Raw genomic sequence first — 24,334 nt, 5'->3', positions numbered from 1 at the left:
AATGACCTAGCGACGCTTGCGCGCCGTGGGCGCGTGAAAATCCGGATGCTTGTCTGCGATCCATTGCAGGAAACGGGCGATCTGCGGCGCGCTCTTCACTTGCGCGATGTCTTCGCCGAACCTGCCCAGTTCCGCATTGCTGAACACCGCATGCAGCGTGCGGTGACAGATCGGATGCACGGCCTCCGTAACCCGCCCTCCCCGGCTTTTCGGCACCGGGTGGTGAAACTCCACGCGCCGGCCGAGCGAACGTCCGCAAAGCCAGCAGCCTCGTCCGATCTCTTCCATCAGTCCGTCATGGCAGGCTCTGACGGCGGCTTGCCGGAGCGCCAGAGGTAAAGTCCTGCGCCGACAATCACCAAGGCCCCCGCCGCCGAGACGATGTCGGGACGCTCGCCAAAGAGCAGCCAGCCAAAGCTGCCCGCCATCAGCAACTGAACATAGGTCATCGGCGCGATGGCCGCGGGTCCGGCCTTGGTTGTCGCGATATAGATGAAAGCATGTGCAAGGCTGGCGGTCACCGCGATGATCGCGCATTTGCCAAGGACCGAGAGCGGCAGCGCGGGAACCTCGAAGAAATGCACACCGCTGAAGTGACCGGCGGTTGTCCCGAGACACAGGAACACCGCGCCGATCACGGCCACGTTGAACTGCATGGAAAGTGCCGTGCCCGTTCCTGCAACCTTGCGATTAGCCACCATGAGCAGCGCCATGCCGGTCGCCGCGATCACCGGAAGCATGGCCACCGGACCCAGCAACGCGAGATTGGGACGAAGGATCACTAGAACGCCCGAAAACGCGACGATCGTCGCAATCCAGGTTTCGCGGCGCATCGGCTCTGACAGGAGGACCGCTGCCAGGATCGCGGTGATCATCGGGCTCGTGAACGAAATCGCGGTCGCTTCGCCGATCGGCATCAGGTGGACCGCGCTGAAGAACGCCATGGCCGACATTGCGACGCTGAAACCGCGAAGGACCTGCCAGCGCAATCGCGGAAACTTGAAGCCATCCGTCCCTTCGCGAACGAGCAGAATGATGCCGAGGCCGATGGCTCCGAACACATAGCGAAGGGCACCGATTGCCGTTCCCGGCCACGCGCCCGCCATGCTCTTCACCAGCACGTCGCCTACGGAAAGCAGGGCAAATCCGCAGAGGGCATATATCAGCCCAGATCTCTGACTGTTCTGCAAAAGCTTGCTTCCCGGGACCCGACGGCACTGATTCCTGCCGCACACCAATGCTCTAGCCGTCAAGCGCCCCGCCCTCCACACAGAAGTGCATCACTTTACCGGGAGTTAACCATGTGCCCCTACGAATACGGACTTGCGGGGCACCGGGGGCCCTTTTGCGCAAGGACGGAAACGGGGCCACATGACCAAGCTGATCATCCAGATTCCCTGCCTCAATGAGGCTGACAGTCTGCCGGATACTCTTGTCGCCTTGCCCCGACGCATTCCCGGGATCGACCAGATCGAAATCCTGATCATCGACGACGGCAGTACAGATGGCACCGCAGACGTCGCCCGCCGCTTCGGCGCGCACCACGTCGTGCGCCATCGCCGCAATCGTGGCCTTGCCGCAGCCTACCAGAGCGGCCTTGATGCCGCGCTGGCCGCCGGTGCCGACATCATCGTCAACACCGATGCCGACGGGCAATACGCAGGCGAGGACATCGCCAAGCTGGTCGCGCCTATCGTCGCCAACGAGGCAGACCTCGTCATCGGCGACCGGGGCGTTGGCCGGAACGAGCATTTCGGCCCACTCAAGCGCCTGCTGCAGCGGCTTGGCAGTGCGGTCGTGCGCAACCTTTCCGGTACCGAAGTGACCGACGCGGTCAGCGGATTCCGTGCAATAAGCCGGTCCGCCGCACAGCGCATCACCATCACCACCGAGTTCAGCTATACCACCGACATGCTGATCCAGGCAGGCCGCAAGCGGTTCAAGATCGTCAGCGTACCAATCCGCACCAACGCGACCGAGCGCCCTTCACGCCTGTTCAAGTCGATCCCGCAGTTCATCGCGCGTCAGCTCATGACGATGGGCCGCGCTTATGCGACCTACAACCCGCTGCGCACTTTTGCGTTGATCGGCGGGGGGATAGCTCTGATCGGCATGCTCCCGGTGCTGCGCTTTCTGGTCCTCTGGGCCATCGGTGACGGGGCCGGACACGTGCAATCGCTGGTCCTCGGCGGCGCACTGATCGTACTCGGAACTCTCACCGGACTCTTGGGCGTGCTGGCCGAACTCATCGGGGCAAACCGCAAACTCCTCGAGGCAGCATTGGGGCATATCCGCAGGCTTGAACAGGATATAGCCACGCTCAAGGACCGCACCCCACCGAGCGCCGGCTGGAACGAAAAGGACATCTCCAGCAAGGAAGCGGCATGACCTCCGTTGCCTCAACTGGCGTCGAGTCCAGGGCATTCCGGCAGCCCGGCGACCGCTCGCAACTCATCGCGTTTGGTGCCTTGCTTGTGGTCCTGGCCCTGCAGTTCCCGCTGGTGCTGTACCGCGCGGTGAACTGGGATGAGTTCTGGCACTACAGCCTGACCGTTCTGGCGGCGCAGGGCCAACTCGATCAACCATTGCAGACATTCTTTACCCGCGCCTTCATGTGGGTGCCTGGCCTGTCGGGCAACGCTGTCGACCATGTCATCCTGATCCGCCTGTTCATGCTCGGCTGCGAACTGGCGACGCTGGCGTGTATCAGCGCCATAGCGACCCGGTTCAGTGATCGGACCACCGGGCTGCTTTGCGCCCTGACCTATCTGGCAGCCGGATACGTGCTGCAGCATGGCACGTCGTTCCGGTTCGATCCTCAGGCGACGGCACTGCTGATGGCCAGCCTCTGGGTGCTGACCTGTTCTCCGCCGAACCCGCGCTGGCTCGTGCTCGCGGGCGTGATGGGGGGATTTGCCGGCCTGATCACGATCAAGGCCGTGCTCTATGCCCCGGCCTTTGCGGGCATTTTCTGGCTGCGCTGGGCCGAAGGCGGTCGTGACCGTGCCTACCTCAAGGCGGTTGCTGCCATGGTCGTTGCGGCCGGACTGACTTTCGCGATCGCCTATTCGATCCATGCCCAGGGGATTGTCGAAGCGAGTGGCCGCGGGGCGAAGGACATAGTCGGTGCCTCGGCGGAGAAAATGTTCAGCCTGACCAGCCACCCTTATTGGCGGCACAATCTCAAGGGCGCGGTCCTGGCGCCGGCAACGACGTTGCTGGTGCTGGCCGTTCCTTTCGCATTGCTGCGCCGGGACCGTCCAGCAGCTGAAAGGATCGCGCTTGCCGGGCTCTGGTTCCCCCTCACCACGCTCGGATTTTATCATAACACCGCACCTTACTATCACGTGTTCATGCTTGCCCCTGTGGCTGCATCGGCCAGCGCGATCATTCCGCTGGTGACGCGTCGCTACGGCACACTGTTTCTGGCCATTTGCCTCGTTGCAGGTGCGGCAATGACTATGGCTCGCGAAGAATTCGGCACGCTCGACAAGCAGCGCCAGCTCGTTGCGGCCGCGAACCAGATCTTCGGCAAGCCCGTCAGCTACTTCGACAGCTGCGCCATGCTGGGGCAATTCTCCAAGGCGAACGGCTTCATGACCCCGTGGGGCACGGAGCGCTACCTGCGTGGCGAACTGCCAAGCCTCGAACAGATCCAGCGCGAGCGCGTCGTGCCGCTGGTGGTGAACGACGACAAGATGTTCGCCGATGCATTCGAAACTGACGGCCCGGTTGCGGATTTCCTGCCCGCCGATCTTGCGATGCTGCGGCAGACCTATCGCCACTTCTGGGGGCCGTACTGGATCGCGGGGTTTGACATCGCGAAGTCGGAGCAGCCCGGCACCATCACGGTTCGGGTTCCGGGCCCCTATACCGTAAGCGCCGGTGGCAGCGTGGTGGTGGATGGCACCGAGTACCGCAGCGGACAGATTCTCGACCTCGCGCGCGGGAAGCACACGGTCCATGCAACCGCTGCCTCGACAACGCTGACCTGGGGCCGTGCGTTGCACCAGCCTGCACAGCCTGCACCCACCGAACCCTACTTTACGTCATTCTGATCCGATGAACACGGCCATCACATCAGGCAATGCGGTTGACCGCATCACGCGCCTGCGGGCTCGCGCCCAGGCGGGAATGCGTGCCTTCTACGGCCCGTTGCTCGTGGCTGCCGCGCTGCTCTTCGTGTTTGGTGGATGGTATTCGTTCCGGCAACTCGATGTCACGCCGGACAACTTGCGACTGATCCCACTGGCGTTGCTCATGGCCACCGGCCCGATCACGCTCCTCTACAGTGGCGTCGGTCTCTTCCTGATGTCCCGTTCGGTCGGGACAGCAATGACGCTTCCGCGCGCGGTGACCCTGTCGACATACGCCAACCTTGCCGAGGCACTGCCACTGCCCGGCGGCGCGATCGTACGCACCGGCGCGCTTGTTGCATCGGGTGCAGGGCTGAAGACGAGTTCGATCCTCGTTGTGCTCTCGGCAGTCCTGTGGATCGCGATCGCCTGCCTGGGCTGCGGGCTTGCGCTGTACGGTCACGGGCATCCGGCCGCCCTTCCGCTTTCGGTCATCGGATTTTGTGGAAGCGGTCTTGCGACTGGCTGGCTGGTTGCCCGCGCCGGATGGAGAAACGCACTGCTGACGCTCGGCCACCGCGTCGCCGGCATGTTCTTCGTCGGCGCCAGACTGCATCTTGCGTTTCTGGTCCTCGGACAGGCGCTGCCGATGGCCGATGCCCTGCCCTTTGCCCTTGCGAACGTTGCGGGGTCGGCTGCTTCGATTGCCCCTGCGGGTCTCGGCATCAGCGAGCTGCTGGCTGCAGGCGTTGCCAGCACCGTAGCCGTGGCACCAGCGGCCGCATTTCTGGCAGTAGGCATTGACCGGCTCGTCGCCCTCGCTTCGAGCGGGCTCTATGCCCTTGCCAACATGGCAATTTCTGGCAGGCATGGCGCAAGGCCGTGAGCGAACAAACAGAGCGCTTTCTCGTCTGGGGAACCTTCGACACCGGCAAGCCGCGGGTGCGCATGCTGCTCGCCGTTCTGGCCGAGCTGCAACCTGGGCTTACCGTCGGTCATCGCAAGGTGTGGGAAGGCATCGAGGACAAGAGCCAGATTGGCGGAGCTTCGCGCTGGCTCTCGATCCTGCTGACACTTCTGGTTGCCTATCCGGCCCTGATCGCAAGCTATCTGCGTGCGCCCAAGCATGAAGTGGTGCTGGTGCCCTACCCCGGCCTGCTGGATGTCCTGATCCTCTGGCCTTTCGCCAAGCTGCGCGGAAGCCGCATCTGCTGGGACATGTTCATCTCTGCTTATGACACGATCGTCGTGGATCGGGCCATGGTGTCCCGGCGCGGTCCCATCGCCAGAATGATCCATGCGGTCGAATGGCTTGCCACGCGCGCTGCCGACCTTGTCCTGCTCGATACGTCGGAGCACGCAAGGCATGTCGCGGAAATCTTCGGCCTTGCACGGCACAAGGTCCGCTCCGTCTGGGTCGGGGTGGAAGACGAAACGTTTCAGAGGGCCGGGCCACCCCGGACTGCCGGGCCGGTACACGTCCTGTTCTATGGCCAGTTCATTCCACTGCACGGATTGGACACGATCATCGCCGCCATCGCGAAACTGGAAAGCTCCAGCAAGACGCGTGATCTGCACTTCACCATCGTAGGGACGGGGCAGGAGGCGGCTCGCATCGACGCGAAGCTGAGCGCGCTGAACCTGGCCAATGTCGAACGCATCCAGTGGGTCGATTACGCGAGGCTCCCCGCCCTGATCGCCTCGTCAGACATCTGCCTTGGCGTCTTTGCCAGCGGCGGCAAGGCTGCGCGGGTCATACCCAACAAGGTCTTTCAGATCCTCGCGGTCGGTCGGCCGCTCGTCACCATGGACAGTCCGGCGATCCGTGAGATCGTGGAACCGGGCGACGCCGTCCGGCTCGTCCGTCCCGGCGATGCGGATGACCTTGCCGAAGGAATAGAAGCGCTGGCCGAAGCCCTGCGTTCTGATGATGGTCATCGACGCATTTCTGCGGCACTTGAAGACTTGCCGCTTGCCGATGTCGCCCTCGTCCGTCAGCAACTTATCAGCGCAACGGAGACGCTATGACCGTTCAAGCCACCCTGACCGCTTCGCCAGTCACGGCAGACTTCGACAGGCAATATGGAGCGTACCTGCCGGGGCGTTGGGTGCCTGCGCCGCGCTTTGTCCTGCGACGCGACCGCATTCTTGCGCTGGCGGCGCGGCTGCGCCCCGGCAAGCTGGTGGAAGTCGGCTGTGGCGCAGGTTCGCTGCTTTGCGACATGGTACGACGAGGCCACGATTGCACCGGGATTGAAACTTCCGTCCAGGCGCTGGCCATCGCGTCCGAAATGACGGCAGGAAACGACAGTGTTTCCGTGCGCGCCAACGCGGCGAGCACCTGGGACAGGCAGTTCGACCTGCTGATGTCGTTCGACGTGCTCGAACACATCGAAGACGATGCCTCGGCGCTTTCCCATTGGGTGAGCTGGCTCAAGCCAGGCGCCGCTGCGATCCTGTCGGTTCCCGGGCATCGCAAGATGTGGAGCCCGCGCGACGCCTGGGCGGGACATTTCCGCCGGTATGATCGCAAGGATTTCACCGATCTGGTCGAGCAGGCCGGACTGCGGATCGAACGGGTCGAATGCTACGGCTTCCCGCTGTCCAATCTGACCCACTGGCTCGGCAATCTGAGCGTGAAAGGGCAGGATTTTGCCGGTGGCGCAAATGACACCGCCGGGGCGACTGCGGCAAGCGGAACAGACCGCTCGACACATGTCAGGCTATTCGGGATCCAGCGATCGCTGATTGGCCGTGCGGCCATGTCGCTGGCATGCCTGGTGCAGAAGCTGTTTCTGCGTACCGATCTCGGCGACGGGTACATCATTGTTGCCCGAAAGCCCTGAAGTCTTTCGGCATTAGGAAATCCTCAAAGTTTCAGGGCTATTCACCATCTCTGAAGACGGATTGCTGACCAGACCGGTTGCATCGTGATCCGGAAGCTGACGGGATACGGCGAATGAGCGCTTTCGGGCGAAAGAACGGTATTGCAGGCAGCAGCGGCGGGGGGCGTCCCTCGTTCGGTGTGGCCCGGCCCATGCGCAGCGGCGAGGCGGCCGCGCCCGTGCCGACGGCGCCCGCTGCCGTGCCCATGCCGATGCCGATGGGCGGGGACCAGTTCCCGCCGCTTCCGCCGCTCGATCCGGTCGATGCTCCGGTTAATGCCGCGTCCCTGAAGGCTGACGCCCTCACCCGTCTGGCCGACCGCGCCAACGGCGTGAACGAAGGCAACTATCAGGCAGAGGGCTTCGAAGCTTCGGTCCACAAGATCAAGGAACAGGTGCTGCCGCGTCTGCTCGAACGCGTCGATCCCGAGGCAGCGGCAACGCTGACCAAGGACGAGCTTTCGGAAGAATTCCGTCCGATCATCCTTGAAGTGCTGGCCGAACTGAAGGTCACGCTGAACCGGCGCGAGCAGTTTGCGCTGGAAAAGGTGCTGATCGACGAACTGCTCGGCTTCGGGCCGCTGGAAGAGTTGCTCAACGACCCGGATGTGTCGGACATCATGGTCAACGGCCCGGAGCAGACCTACATCGAAAAGAAGGGCAAGCTCCAGCTCGCCCCGATCCGCTTCCGCGACGAAAGCCACCTGTTCCAGATTGCCCAGCGCATCGTCAACCAGGTCGGCCGCCGTGTTGACCAGACCACGCCGCTGGCCGACGCCCGCCTCAAGGACGGCAGCCGCGTCAACGTGATCGTGCCGCCGCTTTCGTTGCGCGGCACCGCGATCTCGATTCGTAAGTTCTCCGAAAAGCCGATCACGCTCGACATGCTGCGCGATTTCGGTTCGATGTCGGACAAGATGTGCACCGCGCTCAAGATCGCCGGCGCCTGCCGTATGAACATCGTCATCTCGGGCGGTACCGGTTCGGGCAAGACGACCATGCTAAACGCCCTGTCGAAGATGATCGATCCGGGCGAGCGCGTGCTGACGATCGAAGACGCTGCCGAACTTCGCCTGCAACAGCCGCACTGGCTGCCGCTGGAAACGCGTCCGCCGAACCTTGAAGGTCAGGGTGCGATCACCATCGGCGACCTTGTGAAGAACGCTCTGCGTATGCGTCCTGACCGCATCATCCTTGGCGAAATTCGTGGCGCGGAGTGCTTCGACCTTCTCGCGGCGATGAACACCGGCCACGACGGCTCGATGTGCACGCTTCACGCCAACAGCCCGCGTGAATGCCTTGGCCGTATGGAAAACATGATCCTGATGGGCGACATCAAGATACCGAAGGAAGCAATCAGCCGCCAGATCGCGGAATCGGTCGACATCATCGTGCAGGTCAAGCGCCTGCGCGACGGTTCGCGCCGCACGACCAACATCACCGAGGTGATCGGGATGGAAGGCGACGTGATCGTGACACAGGAACTGTTCAAGTTCGAGTATCTGGACGAGACCGAAGAAGGCAAGATCATCGGCGAGTTCCGCCCCTCGGGCCTGCGTCCCTATACGCTCGAAAAAGCGCGCCAGTTCGGCTTCGACCAGGCCTACCTGGAAGCCTGCCTCTGATGCTGGATCAGGCCGCGAACCACTCTCTCGCGGCCAGACCCAGAAAGACGCAGGCAGCAACGAACGCGACGAGGTAGATCCCCGTCCAGGGCATGAAGCCGACCGCGTCCAGATTGATCCGCCTCATCCGGCGACGCTCTGCCCAGACGGACGAGAGCGCAATAGCCAGCGCAATGCCCCCGGCGCTCGCGTGAAATTGCCAGATATGATCAAACCAGTCTTCCATCACGGGCGAGATGGCGAACGAAGGGGTTGATCGCAAGGCCCTTTGGCCTATGGCCCCTGCCATGTCGTCACCCAACGCCCTGCGCCAGCCATCCCGCGATCGCCCGATGTTCGCGCTTGCGCTGCGACTGCTGGCGACAGTCCTGTTCTCGGTCATGCTGCTACTGGTGAAGCTGACGGGAGAACGCGGCATACCGCTCCCCGAGACGCTGTTCTGGCGGCAGGCCTTGCCGGCCATCGCCATCTTCGGGTGGCTCGTCTCACGAGGCCAGTTGCATCGTCTGGCAACGAGAAGGCCCTGGGTTCACGCTCGCCGTGCGCTCATTGGCGGGACGGGCATGTTCCTGACACTTGGCGTTGTTCGCTTGCTGCCTCTTGCGGAGGCGACCGTGCTCGGGTTCACCACGCCAATGTTCGCGGTGATCCTTTCTGCCTTGATGTTGAAGGAGAAGGTTGGGCCGTGGCGCTGGGGCGCGGTGCTGATGGGGCTGCTGGGCGTGCTGATAATCGCAGGGCCGGACACGTCGAACCTCCCGCCGTTCGGTGTCGCGGTCGGCATTGGCGCGGCGATGATGGTGGCGCTGGTGACGGTCCAGGTGCGGGACCTTGGCCGGACCGAGGAACCGCTGACGGTGGTCTTCTACTTCTCTGCGCTGAGTGCACCGGTTCTCGCCCTTGGCCTGATCGGCAACGACTTCGATCACGATGCGACAGGATGGCTGATGCTGGCCGGCATCGGCCTGACCGGCCTTTTCGCGCAAATCGCAATGACGGCATCTCTGCGCTATGGCTCCGTGGCGAGCGTGATGGTCGTCGATTATATCCAGCTGGCCTGGGCCACGTTCTGGGGATGGCTGATATTCAACCACCTGCCGCCAACCTCCACATGGCTCGGCGCGCCGATCATTATCGGGGCCAGTCTGCTGATCGCCTGGCGCGAGCATGTCCGCTCACGCACGCCAATACCTGCCCCTACGAACGCGTGATGGAACCGCCTCGGGCGACCGGCGTTTAGCTCTCGTCCAGTCCATGACGCGCAAGGCCGCGTCAAAGGCCAGTTCGAAAGGTGAAAGCCATGCTTCGCAAGATCGTATTCGCCACCATGATGGGTGGCCTTCTGATGGGTGCAACTGCCTGCAACACCGTGCGCGGTGCGGGCGATGACCTCAAGTCGGCAGCGAACACCACGGAAGAAGCGATCAACTGATCGCTTGTGCCGTTAAAGTTCAAAGGGCCGCTCCGGGAGACCGGGGCGGCCCTTTTCACATCAATCTTCCTTCCAGACCAGCTTTGGCTTGCGCGCGGCCAGCGTCTCGTCGAGGCGACGGCGCGGAGCGAGGTGCGGGGCGGATTTGAGCATCTCGTCCCCTGCCCTTGCCCGTTCTGCCAATGAGCGCATCGCGCCGACGAACTGGTCAATCCCGGCCTTGCTCTCAGTCTCGGTCGGCTCGACCAGCATCGCGCCGTGGACAACCAGTGGGAAATAGACCGTCATCGGGTGATAGCCCTCGTCGATCAGCCCCTTGGCGAGGTCATTGGTGGAGAAGCCCTCGGCAAAGCCATCATCCGAGAACAGCGCCTCGTGCATGCAGGGCCCCGAAGCCCCGAACGGTGCATCGAGCACGTCGTCTAGGCTGCGCAGGATGTAGTTGGCGTTGAGCACGGCATCGCCCGAAACCTGGCGCAAGCCATCCGCGCCGTGGCTCAGGATATAGGCGAGTGCGCGGGTGTACATGCCCATCTGGCCGTGGAAAGCACACATCCGGCCGAAGGCCTGCGGGTGCTCTTCGTGCGCCTGCTCTTCCTCGATCAGCTTGATCGAACCATCGGCCTGTCGCGCCGTGAAAGGCAGCGGGCCGAACGGCGAAAGCGCTTCGGACAGCACCACCGGCCCCGAACCCGGACCACCACCGCCGTGCGGTGTCGAGAAGGTCTTGTGCAGATTGATGTGCATCGCATCGACGCCAAGATCGCCCGGGCGCACCCGGCCGACAATCGCGTTGAAGTTCGCGCCATCGCAATAGACATAACCGCCCACGCCATGGACTGCATCGGCGATGATCTTCAGGTCGCGCTCGAATAGGCCGCAGGTGTTGGGGTTGGTGATCATCACGCCCGCTACATCGGGTCCGAGCCGCGCGATCAACGCAGCGGTATCGACACGGCCTTCAGGCGTGGCGGGGATGTTCTCGACCTTGAACCCGGCGAATGCTGCCGTAGCCGGATTGGTGCCGTGGGCGCTTTCGGGGACAAGGATCACGTTGCGGGGATCACCCTTGGCTTCCAGCGCAGCGCGAATGCAGAGCAGGCCGCAGAGCTCGCCGTGGGCACCCGCCTTGGGGGTCATCGCCACGCCGTGCATGCCGGTGAGTTCGATCAGCCAGTGCGCGAGTTCGTTGATCACGCCCAGCGCACCCTGAACTGTCTGGACCGGCTGAAGCGGATGGACATCGGCGAAACCGGGCATCCGCGCGACCTTCTCGTCGAGCCGCGGGTTGTGCTTCATCGTGCAGGAACCCAGCGGAAACAGGCCGAGGTCGATCGCGTAGTTCTGGCGTGAAAGGCGGGTGTAATGGCGCACCGTTTCCGGTTCGGACAGGCCCGGCAGGTTCGGCCGTTCTGCGCGAGCCAAGGGGCCAAGCGCCGAAAGGTCGATGCCGTCGGTCTCCGGGAAATCGACGCCCGAACGATCGGCATCGCCCAGCTCGAACAGCAGCGCTTCCTCGAGCTGCAGCGCGCGGTTGCCGGTGAACGTGCGGATGCCGCTTTCAGGAGCATTCTCGCCCATCGAAGGACGCCATCCAGTGGGATTGATCGCGTTCATGCCAGCACCTCCTTGAGCGCCGAGACCAGCGCTGCGATGTCCTCATCCGTCGTGCATTCGGTGGCGGCGACGACCATGCCCTTCGCAAGGGTCGCTTCCTGCGGATAGAGCCGCCCGAGCGAGACGCCGCCCAGCACCTGACGGTCAGCCAGATCGCGCACGACCTGCCGCGCGTCCTTGGGCACGGTGATCGCGAACTCGTTGAAGTAGTGGGTGTTCACCACTTCGACGCCGGGAACCTGCGCCAGAGCTGCAGAGGCCTTTCGCGCAGCCAGATGGCTGAACTTTGCCATGTCCGACAGTCCCGATCCGCCAAGCAGCGTCATATGGATCGAGAACGCCAGAGCGCAGAGGCCCGAGTTGGTGCAGATGTTGCTCGTCGCCTTCTCGCGGCGGATGTGCTGTTCGCGGGTGGAGAGCGTCAGCACGAAGCCGCGCTTGCCATCGGCGTCCACCGTTTCGCCGCACAGACGGCCGGGGATCTGGCGCAGATACTTCTCGCGGCAACCGAACAGGCCAAGGTAGGGTCCGCCGAACTGGAGACCGACGCCGAGCGACTGGCCCTCGCCCACGACGATGTCAGCGCCAAGGCTGCCGGGGCTTTGCAACACGCCGAGCGCGACCGGCTCGGTCACCACCGCAATCAGAAGCGCGCCCGCGCCTTGAGCAGCGGCGGCAATCTTCGCCAGATCGGGAATGCGTCCGAGGATGTCGGGGTACTGCACGACGACGCACGACGTATCAGCATCGATCTTCGTGATCAGCGCATCGTCATCTGGCGTGGCTTCCAGAACCGGAGCGCTGGTGTCGAGCACATCACCGGTGAACTTCGCCATCGTCCGCGCGGTTTCGACATAGTGCGGATGCACGCCGCCCGAGAGCACGGCCTTGCCCCGCTTGGTGATGCGGCCCGCCATGGCAATGGCTTCCCAGCACGCGGTCGAGCCGTCGTAGAGCGAGGCGTTGGCCACGTCGGTGCCGAACAGGCGGGCGACCTGCGTCTGGAATTCGAACAGGACCTGCAGCGTGCCTTGTGCGATTTCCGGCTGATAGGGCGTGTAAGCCGTCAGGAACTCGCCGCGCTGGATCATGTGATCGACCGTGGCCGGCACATGATGGCGATATGCGCCCGCGCCGAGGAAGAACGGCACCGATCCGGCGGTCGTGTTGTTCGCCGAAAGCCGCGCCATGTGGCGCTCTACAGCCATCTCGCTGGCGTGGTTCGGCAGCCCCGCAATGGGGGCGGACAGGCGGGCTTCGGCGGGCACGTCGGCGAACAGTTCGTCGATCGAGCCTGCGCCGATGACCGAGAGCATCGCGCTCCGGTCAGCGTCGGTCAGGGGAAGATAGCGCATGGGATCAGAGCTCCGCGACGTAGGCCTGGTACGAGGCCTCATCCATCAGGCCATCGAGTTCGGCGGCGTCGGAAAGGGTCATCTTCCACAGCCAGCCCTCACCCTCGGGGTCGGAATTCACCAGCTCCGGCTGATCTTCCAGCGCGCCATTGGCGACCGTGACTTTGCCCGAAACCGGCGCATAGACGTCCGACGCAGCCTTGACGCTGTCGACCACCGAGGCGCTGTCGCCCTTGCCGACTTCGCTGCCTTCGCCCGGCAACTCGACGAAGGTGATGTCGCCCAACTGGCTCTGGGCATAGTCGGTGATCCCGACCGTCGCCTCATCGCCCTCGACCGCGATCCATTCGTGGTCCTTGGTGAAATAGCGGGTCATCAGGCGGCTCCTTTGCGATGGTAGCGATGGGGGACGAAAGGCATGGGCACGACGCTGGCTGCGAGCTTGCGTCCGCGAACGTCGATGGAAAGCGGGGTTCCGGGAGTAGCGAGATCGACCGGCACATAGGCCATGGCGATGGGCCGCTCGAGGCTGGGCGAGAAACCGCCCGAAGTGACGAAGCCGACTTCGGCATCGCCCGACAGTACCTTGGCCCCTTCGCGCGCAGCCATGCGGCCTTCGATGGCGAGGCCGACGCGGCGCGTGGGCGCGCCACTGGCGATCAGCGGCAGGACCTTGTCCGCGCCGATAAAGCCGCCTTCGTTGCGGCGCCGCCTGTTGATGCCGAAAAGCAGGTCGGCGCTGACCGGATCGACCGTCTCGGTCATGTCGTGACCGTAAAGCGGCAGCCCGGCCTCAAGCCGCAGGCTGTCGCGCGCGCCAAGGCCGATGGGCTTCACTTGCGCCTGTCCGCAAATCAAGTCGGCCAGTTCGGCCGCGTTTTCCGCCGGAACCGCGATCTCGAAGCCATCTTCGCCAGTATAGCCCGAGCGGCTGATCCAGGCATCGACGCCGCCCAACTTGAATTGACCGCCGCGCATGAAGGTCAGTGCCGCAAGCGAATATTCACCGGTCACCAGCGGCTCAAGTGCTTCGAACGCCTTCGGACCCTGCAGGGCAAACAGGGCGCTGTCATCAAGGTGGTTGAGCGTTACGGCGTCAGGGAGATGCTCGCGCAAGTGGGCGATATCGTCCCACTTGGTCGCGCCATTGACGACGAGGTAGAAGCCTGTGCCCCAGCGCGTGACCATCAGGTCATCGAGTATGCCGCCCTCTGCGTTCAGCAGCAGCGAGTAGCGCACGCCGCCCACGGGCAGGGTCGAAAGGTCGATAGGCAGCACGGCTTCAAGCGCCGCCTCGGCGCCATCGCCCGAAACGTAAAGCTGGCCCATGTGCGAAACGTCGAAGAAACCGGCGCTTTCGCGGGTCCAGAGGTGTTCGGCGATGATCCCTTCGAACTGGACCGGCATCCAGTAACCCGCGAAATCGACCATTCGGCCACCGCGCGCACGGTGCCACTGGTCGAGCGGCAGGGTCAGCGGGCCAGCAGGTTCGCTGTCCGCTTCTTCACTTCCGTGAATTTCGCCTGAGTTATTGTATGTGTCGCTCACAAATATCATTCCCGTGCAGTTCAGACGCCATGCGGCGCCCCCTCTGTCACGGAAACCTGAGAGCTTTCCCCCGCCCGCCTCTCCAGACGGGTTTGGTTGGGGTTACCCCTTCGGCGGCCCTTCCCTTTCCGGGAAGTGACTCTTTCCAGAGTGTCGCTGTCGACCAACGCGGTCCATTTGCCTGAGAGATTCCGGGGCGGTTGCTCCTTCGGCGTCTCTCGATCCTGAACGAATCGAGAGAACTCTCCCGCGCGATCAGCGACGCTTCCTCATCGCTGCAGTGCAGCGTGAAGTCAACCGGACTGAGACAAGCTTATCCCCGGCGCAGGATGCGCCGCATCTCGTCGTGTTGGTACACCAACCGCCCATGCTGCTTCGTACCGGCCAGCTTCAGGATCACTTTCGCCACGTCACTGGCCTTGGCGGAGCGATATTTGCGCAACGCGCCCTGCATCAAAAGATCGATCAGCGGGCTGAGCATCATCCCAATCTTTTCCGCTAGTCTTGGCGTACCATCACGCTTGCCGCGCAGCAGCCCCGGCCGGATGATGTCGAGCCGCTCGAAATGCAGCTTGGCCAGCTTGTCCTCGACCTCGCCCTTGACCGAAAGATAGAAGTTCTTCGACGAGAACTGTGCGCCAATCGAAGACACGACGATCAATTGTCGTGCGCCTGCCGCCTTGGCCGCCGCCGCGCATTCGAGCACGAGGTCATGGTCCACGGCACGAAAGGCCTGGCGGTCGCCTCCCACGGCCTTGATCGTGGTGCCAAGCGCAATGACCACGGCATGTGGGCGTCCGGCGGCTATGGCATCAGGCCAATGGTCGGTATCGGACAGCAGCATCTCCATGCGCGCGCCCGGCGGCAAAGGGACTTCGCGACGCGCAACAGCGACGAGATGGATGTCGGAGTGCCCGACAGCCTCGGCCATCACCGCACGACCGATCAATCCCGTCGCTCCCACGAGCACTACGCGGGTCTGCTCAGACATTGCGCAATCCCTCCGGTGCCTGGCCGAACAGCCTGGCATAACTGTCGATCGCATAACGGTCGGTCATGCCCGAGATGAAATCGGCGATGTGCCGCGTCCGCGAAGGTTCCGTTTCAGGCAGCGAAGCCCGCCAGCTGTCAGGCATTTGTGCGGGGTCCTCGGCATAGGCCTTGAACAGCGCCGCAATCACCCCGCGCGCGCGATCTGCGGTCTGGCACTGCTCCTCGTGCAGGTAGAGCCGGTCATACATGAATTGCTTCAGCGCCCGCTCTTCCTCACTCATCGCAGGTGAGAAGGTCGCCAGCGGACGCCCCGCCGCGCGCACGTCCTCGACACTTACGACGCCCGTTTCCGCAATGTTGGCCTGTGCCGTGGCAATCACATCGTTGACCATGCGCCCGATCTGCCCGCGCACCAGTTCGCGCAACAGGCGGTCCTGCGGTGCATCGGGAAACCGACGCTCGATCACGCGCCATTGCTCTGCCAGCGAGGGCAGTTCGAGCAACTGGTCGAGGCAGAGAAACCCAGCCCTCAACCCATCGTCGATATCATGATTGTCGTAGGCTATATCGTCCGAGATCGCCGCAACCTGTGCCTCGAGCGAGGCAAAGGACTTCAGATCAAGCGGAAACGCGGCGTCCAGCTCTTCGAGCGCCCAGGTCGGCTTGAGGATCGGACCGTTGTGCTTGGCCAGACCCTCCAGCGTCTCCCACGAGAGGTTCAGGCCCTCGTGCCCGCAATAGGGGCTTTCGAGCCGCATCAGCACGCGCAAGGTATTGGCGTTGTGGTCAAAGCCACCGGCACCGGCCATCGCCTCTTCCAGAGCATCCTCTCCGGCATGACCGAAAGGCGGATGACCGATATCGTGCGCAAGGCACAGCGCCTCGGTCAGGTCCTCGTCCAGCCCCAGCGCGCGGGCGATCACCCGGCCGATCTGGGCCACTTCAAGGCTATGCGTCAGCCGCACCCGGTAATGGTCACCATCAGGCGCGATGAACACCTGCGTCTTGTGGCGCAGGCGGCGGAACGCGATCGAGTGGATGATGCGGTCGCGGTCCCGCTGGAACGCGCTGCGCGGCCCGCGAGAGGCCTTGTCGTCCAGCCCGAACTCGCGCCCACGCGTGCGCGCAGGATCGCTGGCGTAAGATGCGCGGCCCTCGATCACGCTGCGTTCAACCGAGGATCCAGTCGACCGCCGCCTGCGCGTGGATGCGGGTGCCATCGAAGATCGGCAGCACGTTGGCATTCACGTCGATCACCATGTCGAGCTCGGTGCAGGCCAGCACCGCGGCCTGCGCGCCCCGCTGGCCCATGTTGGTCAGCATCGTCTTGAACGTCCGCTCTGCCGCGCGCGATGCCTTGCCTTGCATCAGCTCGTCATAGATGATCGCGTCCATCGCCTCGACTTCCTCGACCACCGGGGGAAGCAGGCTGACGCCGTGGGCGATCAGGCGCTTGCGATAGAAGCTCTCCATCACGACGTTGCGTGTGCCCAGCAGCGTGGCGTTGGTGACGCCAGCATCCTTCATCTTTGCGCCCACAGCGTCAGCGATGTGGATCACCGGCACCGAAACCGCCTCGGCCACCTTGTCATAGACCTTGTGCATCGAATTGGCGCCGATCAGCAGCGCCGTGGCCCCCGCCTGCTCGAGCCTGCGGGCACTGTCGGCAAGCACGTCTGCCGCGTGGGCCCACTGCTCGGGCGTGGAAAGGCGGATAAGGTCGGTAAAGTCGAGGCTTTCGATCAGCAGCGGCGCGCTTGCCACCTTGGTGGTGCGCGCCTGCACCAGCTGGTTGATGTCTTCGTAGTAGGTGCGGGTCGAAACCCAGCTCATGCCACCGATAAGGCCGATCTTGCGCAAAACGATAACTCCCCGGGCTTGGATGACAGGCCCCTGCTTGCACCGGCCTTACGAAAGGCCGCGCGGGAGGTCCAGACCGCTAACGCTTCTTCTCTGGCGCCAGACCGCTTGCACAGAGCGCTGCAGCGCTTGTTGTTACGCCGAGCAGTTCGGCATCACCGAGACGTTTCACTGTCGCAACATAGTCGGCAAGCCCGCGCTTCGGCCCCTGCAGCGACTGCAGCCGCCTCAACTGACCAATGCTCAACCGGTCGGTCATCCGCTCCGCCATGCACGAAGCGTTGGAATCGGAAAGGCCCGCATCGACCAGAGCCGAGCGGACCTTTCCATAAGCCAGTTTCGAAGGTGCGCAGGCCGCCACCGTCAAGGCAATCGCTATGACGGTGATGGCGTTGCGCATCAGTGTGCCAGCGCCTTGACGATGTCCTCGACCATCTTCTTGGCATCGGCCAGAAGCATCATTGTCTGGTCCATGTAGAACACGTCGTTGTCGACGCCTGCATAGCCCACGCCGCCCATCGAGCGCTTGACGAAGAAGATCGTCTTGGCCTTGTCGACGTCGAAAACTGGCATGCCGTAGATCGGCGAGGATTTATCGGTCTTCGCCGCAGGGTTTACCACGTCGTTCGCGCCGATGATGAAGGCCACGTCAGCCTGCGCGAACTCGCTGTTGATGTCTTCCAGCTCGAACACTTCGTCATAGGGCACGTTGGCTTCGGCCAGCAGCACGTTCATGTGCCCGGGCATGCGGCCTGCGACCGGATGGATGGCGTACTTGACGTTGACGCCTGCCTTCTTGAGCACGTCGCCCATCTCGCGCAGCGCGTGCTGCGCCTGCGACACGGCCATGCCGTAGCCCGGGATGATGATGACGTTCTCGGCTTCCTTCATCATGTAGGCCGCGTCTTCGGCAGAGCCGCGCTTCCACGGACGCTGTTCCTTGGCAGCACCGCCACCGGCAGAGGCTTCTGCACCGAAGCCGCCCGCGATCACGGCAAGGAACCCGCGGTTCATCGCCTTGCACATGATGTACGAGAGGATCGCACCCGAGGAACCGACCAGCGCGCCGGTCACGATCATGGCGGTGTTGTGCAGCGTGAAGCCCATCGCCGCCGCGGCCCAGCCCGAATACGAGTTGAGCATCGAGACGACCACCGGCATGTCCGCGCCGCCGATCGGAATGATCAGCAGGAAGCCGATGATGAACGAGAGCACCGTGATCGTGGCGATCACCCAGGCCGACTGGTCCTGCGTGAAATATGCCACCAGCCCGATGATTGCGATCAGCGTGCCGAGATTCATAACATGGCGCCCCGGCAGCAGGATCGGCGATCCGCTCATCTTGCCCGCAAGCTTGAGGAACGCGATGACCGAGCCAGAGAACGTGATCGCACCGATGGCGATGCCGAGGCCAAGCTCGATGCGGCTGACCGGGTTGATCTGACCATCAGGCAGCATGATCCCGAAGGCGTCCGGGTTCAGGTAGGCCGCAAGGCCCACCAACACTGCGGCAAGGCCGACCAGCGAGTGGAACGCGGCGACCAGCTGCGGCATGTCGGTCATCGCGATCTTGCGCGCGATGACGAAGCCGATGCCGCCGCCAATGGCCAGCGCCACGATGATCTCGGGAAGGCTGGCGATCGAGTGGGTGAGCAGCGTGGTGGCGACCGCGATGGTCATGCCGATCATGCCATAGCGATTGCCCGCACGGCTCGTCGCGGGGCTGGAAAGCCCGCGCAGCGCGAGGATGAACAGGACGCCCGAGACCAGATAGGCCAGCGCGACCCAAGGAGAGACAGCGACGTGTTCCATCACTTCTTCTCCTTCTTCTTGTACATCGCCAGCATGCGCGCGGTAACGGCGAACCCGCCGAAGATGTTGACCGAAGCCAGCACCACCGCGCCCAGCCCCAGCCACTTGGCAGACGGGCTACCCGCAGCAGCCGATGCGACCAGCGCGCCAACCACGATGACCGACGAAATCGCATTGGTCACCGCCATAAGCGGCGTATGCAGGGCCGGCGTGACCGACCAGACGACGTAGTACCCGACAAAGCAGGCGAGCACGAAAATGCTCAGGATCGATATGAAGTCCATGTAAGGCCCCCTCAGCCGAGCAGACGTTCGTTGACCACCTTGCCGCCCTGCGTCAGGCGGATGGCGTTGCCGATTTCCTCGTCAAGAACAGGCTTGCCCTGCTCCTTGTCCCAGAAGGCCGAGAGGAAATTGTACAGGTTGCGGCTGAACAGGGCCGAGGCATCGGCCGGCAGGTGCGCGGGCGTGTTCGAATAGCCGACGATCTTGACGCCGTGCTTCTCGACCACCTGATCGGGCACCGAACCTTCGACGTTGCCGCCCTGCGCCACGGCAAGGTCGAAAATGACCGAACCGGGCTTCATAGTGGCGATCTGCGCATCGGAGATCAGGCGCGGCGCGGCGCGGCCCGGAATCAGCGCGGTGGTGATGACGATGTCCTGCTTGGCGATGTGCGCGCTGACCAGTTCGGCCTGGGCCTTCTGGTATTCCTCGCTCATTTCCGTGGCATAGCCACCGGCGCCTTCACCTTCGATGCCAGCCACGTTCTCCACGAAGATCGGCTTGGCGCCGAGCGACTGGATCTGCTCCTTGGTGGCCGAACGCACGTCGGTCGCCGAAACCTGCGCGCCGAGACGGCGTGCGGTGGCGATGGCCTGAAGCCCGGCAACGCCCACGCCCATGACGAAGGCCTTGGCAGCAGAGACAGTGCCTGCCGCCGTCATCATCATCGGGAAGGCGCGGCCATAGAGGTTCGCGGCCACCAGCACAGCCTTGTAGCCGGCAAGGTTGGACTGCGAGGACAGAATATCCATGGACTGCGCACGCGTGATGCGCGGCATGAATTCCATGGCGAGGGCTTCATAACCCGCGGCTGCATAGGCATCGACGCGCGCGCGCTTCCCGAACGGGTCGAGGCCCGCAACGATCCACGCACCAGCGTTAGCGCCCGCCAGCAATTCCGGTTCCGGCCCCTGCACGCCGAGCACGATGTCCGCGCCCTGCACCACATTGTCCGCAACTTCGGCACCTGCCGCGCGATACTCGTCGTCGGAGATCGAGGCCGTAATGCCCGCCCCGCTCTCCACGGCGACCTTCGCGCCCAGAGCAATGAACTTCTTCACGGTCTCCGGCGATGCCGAAACCCTGGTCTCCCCTGTCGCCCGTTCCCGAAGGACGGCGATCTTCATTGCCCCCGCCACGGCGCTTTTACTGGATCACCAGGATGATCACGAAGACCAGCGCGCAGATTGCAGGCGTGGCCCACTTCACCAGATTCACGAAACCGCTGTAGGTCGCCTTGGCGGCCTTGATGTCATTTGCAGGAGCCATTTTCTTCCCCAAATCCATGCGCCACGGTGGCGCGACGCGCATGCTCTAGCGATGGGCAGCCCGCTGCTCAAGTGCGGAGCGTACCATCGCGCTTAATCGCCTCTTTACCCAATCGGGCTACTGCTTTGCTCCTGACGCAAATGCGGGGGAGTCAAAGTACTAGGTCATGCACGAGCCCGAACAGCGCCTTCTCATGCTGATCGACGACGAACCTGCCCAGTGCCGCCTTATTTCGGCCCTGGCATCGCGGGAGGGTTGGCGCACGATCATCGCCCGCGACTCGGAAAGCGCGATCGCCACGCTCGGCACGCGCCAGGGGATGCAACTCGGCGCGATCATTCTCGACCAGTGGGTTCCGGGTGACGACGCCTGCGCCCTCATCGCCGAACTCAAGGCCCGCCGCCCTGCGCTTCCGATCCTGATGCTCACCACCAGCGCCTCGCCGCTGCTGGCGGTTGAAGCCATGCGTGCAGGCGCAACCGACTATCTGATCAAGCCCGTTGCGCCAGAACGCCTGTTGCAGGCCCTGCGCAGCGCCACCTCGCGTGAAACAGACGCGAGCGAGTTGCAGCCGCTGACCGAGAAGTTCGGCGCTCCGCTCGACTTCGATTCGATGATCGGCGCCGCGCCCGCCTTCCGTGCCGCGCTGGCCGTGGCGGCGAAGGCCGCGCGCACCCATGGGCACGTGCTGATCGAAGGCGAGAGCGGCACTGGCAAGGAAATGCTCGTTCGCGCCATGCACGCGGCGAGCCCGCGCAGCCGTACGGCGCTGCGCACGATCAATATCGGCGGCATGCCTGCCAACCAACTCGAGTCTGCCCTGTTCGGCCATGAAAAGGGCGCGTTCGCCGGAGCCTTCGAGCGCCACGTCGGCCTTCTGCAGCACGCCGATGGCGGCACGCTCGTCATCGACGAGGTCGACCGGCTGCCCGACAACGTGCAGGACCGGCTCGTCCGTTTCCTCGAACGCAGCGACGTCCAGCCCATCGGCGCGCGTCATTCCTTCCGTGTCGACGTTCGAATAATTGCCTGCGCCAACAGCGGCCTGCGCGATCTGGTGGAGACTGGAGATTTCCGCGCCGAACTTCACACGCTGCTGTCACAGACCCAGGTTACGCTCCCGTCGCTACGCGAACGTTCGGCAGACATACCGGCGCTGGCCCGCCATTTCCTCACGCGCATCGGCGAACAGCCCGGCCTCAGGCCGCTTGGCATCACGGATGGCGCCCTCGCGCTCCTCTCGGCCTACGACTGGCCGGGCAACGTTCGCCAGCTGCAGGCCACGCTATTCCGCGCAGCGGTGTTTTGCGATGGCGAGGCCCTGACCGCACAGGACTTCCCCAGCCTTTCGAACATGATCGGCGAAAGCAGCAGGCGCGCTCCTGCCGTGACGGACGGCGCAGGCATCACGCTCTTCGCGCCCGACGGCAACCTTCGCCCGTTGGAAGATATCGAGGCCGACGTGATCCGCCTCGCCATCGGCCACTATCGCGGCCGAATGACAGAAGTAGCCCGCCGTCTGGGCATCGGTCGCTCCACCCTTTACCGCAAGCTTTCGGAACTGGGCATCGACAACGCCGCCTGATTGGCGCTAGCCTTGCTCCATGCAACCCAATTCCGAATTTGCAGGACGCACCGCACTTGTCACCGGCGCTGCCTCGGGCATCGGCGCTGCAACGGCGCGCTGGCTCGATGTGCGCGGTATCCAGGAACTGGTGCTGGTCGATCTTGACCGTCCGGCGCTCGACCAGCTTGGCCTGTCCTGCAAGATCCGCCCGCTTGGCGGCGACGTCTCGGACCCCGCTTTGTGGAAACTGCTGGAGCGCGAGCTTACCCACCTCGATTATGCCGTCCTGAATGCAGGGATCGCCACTAACGGCGACATCACCGATCTCGACATCGCCAGCTGGCGCAAGACCATGGCGGTCAACCTTGACGGCATGTTCCTGTCGTTGCGCACGGCCCTGCGAGCCATGAAGAAGGCGTCAAGCGGCTCGGTCGTGATGACCGCCTCGGTCTCAGGCATCAAGGCGGCTGCATGTACGGCAGCCTATTCGGCGTCGAAGGCGGCAACCATCCAGCTTGCCAAGGTCGCCGCAGCGGAGGCCGCGAAGTACGGCGTACGCGTCAACGCGATTGCTCCGGGCGGCGTCGACACGGGAATATGGGACCGCGCCGAGTGGTTTGCGCCGCTGGTAGAGCAACACGGCGGTCGCGCCGAAGCACTCGCGGCCATGGCCAAGGACGCAACGCCGCTAGGACGGTTTGCCAGCGCCGATGAGGTCGCGGCTCAGATCGGATTTCTCCTTTCCGACGCTGCCGCCACGATCACTGGCACATGCCTCGTAACCGACGGTGGCGTCTCGCTCTAGGCCAACTGGCTGAAGTCGGTCAGCGCCGCGTCACGTAGGCCACGCCAGACATGGAAGGCTTGCACGGTCTCGGCCACATCGTGAACGCGCACCATCTGGCACCCGGCATCCATCGCCTTGAGCGCGAGCATGACCGATCCCGGCATCCGCTGATGTGCGAGCGCTTCGTTGGAAAGCGCCCCGATCATCCGCTTGCGGCTAGCCCCGAACAGGATCGGTTGGCCCAGCGCATGGAACAGCGGCAGCGCATTGATCAGCGCGAGGTTCTCGGCCAGCGACTTGCCAAAGCCGATGCCCGGATCGAGCAGGATCCTGTCACGCGCAATCCCCGCCGCCATCGCCGCATCGCGCCGTTCACGCAGGGCGTCGAATACGTCGAGCACGACATCGCCATAGTCCCCATCCGCATGGAGATCGCCATCGGCGCCCGGCGCATGCATCAGAACCACCGGCGCGCCCGACCGGGCAACGATCTCCGCCGTTCTCGGATCGTGCCTCATGGCCGAAACGTCGTTGACGATATGCGCTCCCGCCGCGAGCGCAGCTTCGATCACGCTCGATCTACGGCTGTCGATCGAAATCGCCGCGCCTGCCGCAGCCAATTGCTCGATCACCGGGGCGACGCGCTTGACCTCGTCCCCTTCCCACACTGCCGCCGCGCCTGGACGGGTGGATTCCCCGCCGACGTCGATCAGGCCAGCCCCTGCCGAGAGCATGGCATGGGCATGCTCAAGCGCCGCATCGGGCTTGTCGAGAAACTTGCCGCCATCGGAAAAGCTGTCGGGCGTGACATTGAGGATGCCCATGATCTGCGGCTGATCGAGCCGCAACATCCGCTGGCCACATGCGATGGGCGCATGTGTGCGCTTCAGGTTTTCCCATTGGTCTGTTGCTTCTGTCGACAGAGCATCGGGCAAACCTGCAATGCTCGTCTGAACATCAGCCGTCCCGAAGCGGCGCCGTGAAACCACCTTCCCGCCATCGCGCACGATCAGCGCAAAGCGGCTGGCGTAGACCAGCCCTCCGCCGAGCCGGATCACCTCACCCTCCTCCGACTGCGGACTGTCAGCGAGGGCAATAGGCCGAATGTAAACCTTCATAGCTGCGTCCCCGCGAAGGCGGGGACCTCGTGCGGTCTTGCACGACAGGCTCCGCCAGAACACCAAGGCCCCCGCCTACGCGGGGGCACGCAGGTTATTCAAGCTG

At 63.8% G+C, this 24,334-nt stretch carries 26 protein-coding genes and 2 riboswitches; of the genes, 10 read left to right on the top strand and 16 right to left on the bottom strand.

The genetic code is table 11. The features are described 5' to 3' along the window. Window positions 1-6 precede the first annotated feature (6 nt). The gene (locus ACZ1JW_RS15130) at window positions 7-288 is read right to left on the bottom strand and encodes an HNH endonuclease (RefSeq protein WP_465141178.1); all 282 of its coding nucleotides are present in this window, start codon (window positions 286-288) and stop codon (window positions 7-9) included. Then, window positions 288-1,121: a DMT family transporter gene (locus tag ACZ1JW_RS15125; RefSeq protein ID WP_465141177.1), complete on the bottom strand. Its 834-nt coding sequence runs from the start codon at window positions 1,119-1,121 to the stop codon at window positions 288-290. Before ACZ1JW_RS15125 ends, ACZ1JW_RS15130 begins: the two co-directional genes overlap by 1 nt. A 250-nt stretch (window positions 1,122-1,371) precedes the next feature. On the opposite strand from ACZ1JW_RS15125, the gene ACZ1JW_RS15120 reads away from it, so the two are divergent. The 6 genes from ACZ1JW_RS15120 (at window position 1,372) to ACZ1JW_RS15095 (ending at window position 8,586) form a co-directional block, all read left to right on the top strand. Beyond that, the gene (locus ACZ1JW_RS15120; protein WP_465125975.1) at window positions 1,372-2,388 is read left to right on the top strand and encodes a glycosyltransferase family 2 protein; all 1,017 of its coding nucleotides are present in this window, start codon (window positions 1,372-1,374) and stop codon (window positions 2,386-2,388) included. Beyond that, a complete protein-coding gene (locus ACZ1JW_RS15115; protein WP_465141176.1) occupies window positions 2,385-4,058 on the top strand; it encodes an ArnT family glycosyltransferase in 1,674 nt (557 codons plus the stop codon). Before ACZ1JW_RS15120 ends, ACZ1JW_RS15115 begins: the two co-directional genes overlap by 4 nt. Window positions 4,059-4,062: 4 nt before the next feature. Further along, a complete protein-coding gene (locus ACZ1JW_RS15110) occupies window positions 4,063-4,962 on the top strand; it encodes a hypothetical protein (protein ID WP_465141175.1) in 900 nt (299 codons plus the stop codon). Further along, window positions 4,959-6,104 carry a glycosyltransferase gene (locus ACZ1JW_RS15105; protein WP_465141174.1) on the top strand — a complete coding sequence of 382 codons (1,146 nt, stop codon included), beginning with the start codon at window positions 4,959-4,961 and terminating at the stop codon, window positions 6,102-6,104. The genes ACZ1JW_RS15110 and ACZ1JW_RS15105 overlap by 4 nt, the downstream gene beginning before the upstream one ends. After that, complete coding sequence (locus ACZ1JW_RS15100) at window positions 6,101-6,922, top strand: class I SAM-dependent methyltransferase (RefSeq protein WP_465141173.1); 822 nt, start codon at window positions 6,101-6,103, stop codon at window positions 6,920-6,922. Before ACZ1JW_RS15105 ends, ACZ1JW_RS15100 begins: the two co-directional genes overlap by 4 nt. Before the next feature lie 113 nt (window positions 6,923-7,035). Then, window positions 7,036-8,586: a CpaF family protein gene (locus ACZ1JW_RS15095; protein WP_465125980.1), complete on the top strand. Its 1,551-nt coding sequence runs from the start codon at window positions 7,036-7,038 to the stop codon at window positions 8,584-8,586. Between the two features lie 7 nt (window positions 8,587-8,593). Here the strand turns inward: ACZ1JW_RS15095 and ACZ1JW_RS15090 are convergent, their stop codons facing one another. After that, window positions 8,594-8,812, bottom strand: a complete 219-nt coding sequence (locus tag ACZ1JW_RS15090) for a hypothetical protein (RefSeq protein WP_465141172.1) — start codon at window positions 8,810-8,812, stop codon at window positions 8,594-8,596. A 61-nt stretch (window positions 8,813-8,873) separates the two neighbouring features. Here ACZ1JW_RS15090 and ACZ1JW_RS15085 point away from each other — a divergent pair, with 61 nt between their 5' ends. Beyond that, complete coding sequence (locus ACZ1JW_RS15085) at window positions 8,874-9,797, top strand: DMT family transporter (protein ID WP_465141171.1); 924 nt, start codon at window positions 8,874-8,876, stop codon at window positions 9,795-9,797. 89 nt (window positions 9,798-9,886) lie between these two features. After that, entirely contained in the window at window positions 9,887-10,018 is a 132-nt protein-coding gene (locus ACZ1JW_RS15080) for a hypothetical protein (RefSeq protein ID WP_465125983.1), read from the top strand. 60 nt (window positions 10,019-10,078) lie between these two features. On the opposite strand, the gene gcvPB is transcribed toward ACZ1JW_RS15080, so the two are convergent. From gcvPB to ACZ1JW_RS15020, 12 genes are all read right to left on the bottom strand, one after another. Further along, a complete protein-coding gene (gene gcvPB / locus ACZ1JW_RS15075; RefSeq protein ID WP_465141170.1) occupies window positions 10,079-11,635 on the bottom strand; it encodes an aminomethyl-transferring glycine dehydrogenase subunit GcvPB in 1,557 nt (518 codons plus the stop codon). Continuing rightward, entirely contained in the window at window positions 11,632-12,990 is a 1,359-nt protein-coding gene (gene gcvPA / locus ACZ1JW_RS15070) for an aminomethyl-transferring glycine dehydrogenase subunit GcvPA (protein WP_465141169.1), read from the bottom strand. Before gcvPA ends, gcvPB begins: the two co-directional genes overlap by 4 nt. A gap of 4 nt (window positions 12,991-12,994) precedes the next feature. After that, the gene (gene gcvH / locus ACZ1JW_RS15065) at window positions 12,995-13,366 is read right to left on the bottom strand and encodes a glycine cleavage system protein GcvH (protein WP_465125986.1); all 372 of its coding nucleotides are present in this window, start codon (window positions 13,364-13,366) and stop codon (window positions 12,995-12,997) included. Continuing rightward, window positions 13,366-14,547 (bottom strand): glycine cleavage system aminomethyltransferase GcvT, encoded by a 1,182-nt coding sequence (gene gcvT / locus ACZ1JW_RS15060; RefSeq protein WP_465141168.1) that lies wholly within the window; start codon window positions 14,545-14,547, stop codon window positions 13,366-13,368. The genes gcvH and gcvT overlap by 1 nt, the downstream gene beginning before the upstream one ends. A 24-nt stretch (window positions 14,548-14,571) precedes the next feature. Beyond that, window positions 14,572-14,697, bottom strand: a riboswitch (glycine riboswitch). Then, a riboswitch (glycine riboswitch) is annotated at window positions 14,698-14,798 on the bottom strand. Window positions 14,799-14,851: 53 nt separating this feature from the next. Further along, window positions 14,852-15,529 carry an NAD(P)H-binding protein gene (locus ACZ1JW_RS15055; protein WP_465141167.1) on the bottom strand — a complete coding sequence of 226 codons (678 nt, stop codon included), beginning with the start codon at window positions 15,527-15,529 and terminating at the stop codon, window positions 14,852-14,854. After that, window positions 15,522-16,751, bottom strand: a complete 1,230-nt coding sequence (locus tag ACZ1JW_RS15050; protein ID WP_465141166.1) for a deoxyguanosinetriphosphate triphosphohydrolase — start codon at window positions 16,749-16,751, stop codon at window positions 15,522-15,524. Before ACZ1JW_RS15050 ends, ACZ1JW_RS15055 begins: the two co-directional genes overlap by 8 nt. Continuing rightward, on the bottom strand, window positions 16,702-17,364 hold the full coding sequence (locus ACZ1JW_RS15045; protein ID WP_465141165.1) for an aspartate/glutamate racemase family protein: 663 nt from the start codon (window positions 17,362-17,364) through the stop codon (window positions 16,702-16,704). The genes ACZ1JW_RS15050 and ACZ1JW_RS15045 overlap by 50 nt, the downstream gene beginning before the upstream one ends. Before the next feature lie 106 nt (window positions 17,365-17,470). Further along, window positions 17,471-17,791, bottom strand: a complete 321-nt coding sequence (locus tag ACZ1JW_RS15040) for a hypothetical protein (protein ID WP_465141164.1) — start codon at window positions 17,789-17,791, stop codon at window positions 17,471-17,473. Continuing rightward, window positions 17,791-19,203 carry an NAD(P)(+) transhydrogenase (Re/Si-specific) subunit beta gene (locus tag ACZ1JW_RS15035; protein ID WP_465141163.1) on the bottom strand — a complete coding sequence of 471 codons (1,413 nt, stop codon included), beginning with the start codon at window positions 19,201-19,203 and terminating at the stop codon, window positions 17,791-17,793. The genes ACZ1JW_RS15040 and ACZ1JW_RS15035 overlap by 1 nt, the downstream gene beginning before the upstream one ends. Beyond that, window positions 19,203-19,487, bottom strand: coding sequence for an NAD(P) transhydrogenase subunit alpha part 2 (locus ACZ1JW_RS15030; protein ID WP_011445494.1), 285 nt, complete (start codon window positions 19,485-19,487; stop codon window positions 19,203-19,205). Before ACZ1JW_RS15030 ends, ACZ1JW_RS15035 begins: the two co-directional genes overlap by 1 nt. An 11-nt stretch (window positions 19,488-19,498) precedes the next feature. After that, on the bottom strand, window positions 19,499-20,614 hold the full coding sequence (locus tag ACZ1JW_RS15025; protein ID WP_465125992.1) for an NAD(P) transhydrogenase subunit alpha: 1,116 nt from the start codon (window positions 20,612-20,614) through the stop codon (window positions 19,499-19,501). 19 nt (window positions 20,615-20,633) lie between these two features. Next, window positions 20,634-20,756, bottom strand: a complete 123-nt coding sequence (locus ACZ1JW_RS15020) for an aa3-type cytochrome c oxidase subunit IV (protein WP_465125993.1) — start codon at window positions 20,754-20,756, stop codon at window positions 20,634-20,636. Between the two features lie 166 nt (window positions 20,757-20,922). Between ACZ1JW_RS15020 and ACZ1JW_RS15015 the strand changes: the two genes are divergently transcribed. After that, entirely contained in the window at window positions 20,923-22,341 is a 1,419-nt protein-coding gene (locus ACZ1JW_RS15015) for a sigma-54-dependent transcriptional regulator (RefSeq protein ID WP_465125994.1), read from the top strand. Window positions 22,342-22,360: 19 nt separating this feature from the next. Then, on the top strand, window positions 22,361-23,128 hold the full coding sequence (locus tag ACZ1JW_RS15010) for an SDR family NAD(P)-dependent oxidoreductase (protein WP_465141162.1): 768 nt from the start codon (window positions 22,361-22,363) through the stop codon (window positions 23,126-23,128). Here the strand turns inward: ACZ1JW_RS15010 and folP are convergent. Next, a complete protein-coding gene (gene folP, locus ACZ1JW_RS15005; RefSeq protein WP_465141161.1) occupies window positions 23,125-24,228 on the bottom strand; it encodes a dihydropteroate synthase in 1,104 nt (367 codons plus the stop codon). The two genes, ACZ1JW_RS15010 and folP, sit on opposite strands and share 4 nt — an antisense overlap. Between the last annotated feature and the right edge of the window lie 106 nt (window positions 24,229-24,334).

It is taken from the genome of Novosphingobium sp. BL-A-28-Hi1-0D, from assembly GCF_055521755.1.
Note: the sequence above shows the minus strand (reverse complement) of the source record. Positions and strands in the feature narration are given on the sequence as shown.

Coding starts and splice junctions, on each gene's coding strand:
- ACZ1JW_RS15130 (WP_465141178.1), bottom strand. CDS start 288: ATGGAAGAGATCGGACGAGGCTGCTGGCTTTGCGGACGTTCGCTCGGC.
- ACZ1JW_RS15120 (WP_465125975.1), top strand. CDS start 1,372: ATGACCAAGCTGATCATCCAGATTCCCTGCCTCAATGAGGCTGACAGT.
- ACZ1JW_RS15115 (WP_465141176.1), top strand. CDS start 2,385: ATGACCTCCGTTGCCTCAACTGGCGTCGAGTCCAGGGCATTCCGGCAG.
- ACZ1JW_RS15110 (WP_465141175.1), top strand. CDS start 4,063: ATGAACACGGCCATCACATCAGGCAATGCGGTTGACCGCATCACGCGC.
- ACZ1JW_RS15100 (WP_465141173.1), top strand. CDS start 6,101: ATGACCGTTCAAGCCACCCTGACCGCTTCGCCAGTCACGGCAGACTTC.
- ACZ1JW_RS15095 (WP_465125980.1), top strand. CDS start 7,036: ATGAGCGCTTTCGGGCGAAAGAACGGTATTGCAGGCAGCAGCGGCGGG.
- ACZ1JW_RS15090 (WP_465141172.1), bottom strand. CDS start 8,812: ATGGAAGACTGGTTTGATCATATCTGGCAATTTCACGCGAGCGCCGGG.
- ACZ1JW_RS15085 (WP_465141171.1), top strand. CDS start 8,874: ATGTCGTCACCCAACGCCCTGCGCCAGCCATCCCGCGATCGCCCGATG.
- ACZ1JW_RS15080 (WP_465125983.1), top strand. CDS start 9,887: ATGCTTCGCAAGATCGTATTCGCCACCATGATGGGTGGCCTTCTGATG.
- gcvPB (WP_465141170.1), bottom strand. CDS start 11,635: ATGAACGCGATCAATCCCACTGGATGGCGTCCTTCGATGGGCGAGAAT.
- gcvPA (WP_465141169.1), bottom strand. CDS start 12,990: ATGCGCTATCTTCCCCTGACCGACGCTGACCGGAGCGCGATGCTCTCG.
- gcvH (WP_465125986.1), bottom strand. CDS start 13,366: ATGACCCGCTATTTCACCAAGGACCACGAATGGATCGCGGTCGAGGGC.
- gcvT (WP_465141168.1), bottom strand. CDS start 14,547: ATGATATTTGTGAGCGACACATACAATAACTCAGGCGAAATTCACGGA.
- ACZ1JW_RS15055 (WP_465141167.1), bottom strand. CDS start 15,529: ATGTCTGAGCAGACCCGCGTAGTGCTCGTGGGAGCGACGGGATTGATC.
- ACZ1JW_RS15050 (WP_465141166.1), bottom strand. CDS start 16,751: ATGGCACCCGCATCCACGCGCAGGCGGCGGTCGACTGGATCCTCGGTT.
- ACZ1JW_RS15045 (WP_465141165.1), bottom strand. CDS start 17,364: ATGAGCTGGGTTTCGACCCGCACCTACTACGAAGACATCAACCAGCTG.
- ACZ1JW_RS15040 (WP_465141164.1), bottom strand. CDS start 17,791: ATGCGCAACGCCATCACCGTCATAGCGATTGCCTTGACGGTGGCGGCC.
- ACZ1JW_RS15035 (WP_465141163.1), bottom strand. CDS start 19,203: ATGGAACACGTCGCTGTCTCTCCTTGGGTCGCGCTGGCCTATCTGGTC.
- ACZ1JW_RS15030 (WP_011445494.1), bottom strand. CDS start 19,487: ATGGACTTCATATCGATCCTGAGCATTTTCGTGCTCGCCTGCTTTGTC.
- ACZ1JW_RS15025 (WP_465125992.1), bottom strand. CDS start 20,614: ATGAAGATCGCCGTCCTTCGGGAACGGGCGACAGGGGAGACCAGGGTT.
- ACZ1JW_RS15020 (WP_465125993.1), bottom strand. CDS start 20,756: ATGGCTCCTGCAAATGACATCAAGGCCGCCAAGGCGACCTACAGCGGT.
- ACZ1JW_RS15015 (WP_465125994.1), top strand. CDS start 20,923: ATGCACGAGCCCGAACAGCGCCTTCTCATGCTGATCGACGACGAACCT.
- ACZ1JW_RS15010 (WP_465141162.1), top strand. CDS start 22,361: ATGCAACCCAATTCCGAATTTGCAGGACGCACCGCACTTGTCACCGGC.
- folP (WP_465141161.1), bottom strand. CDS start 24,228: ATGAAGGTTTACATTCGGCCTATTGCCCTCGCTGACAGTCCGCAGTCG.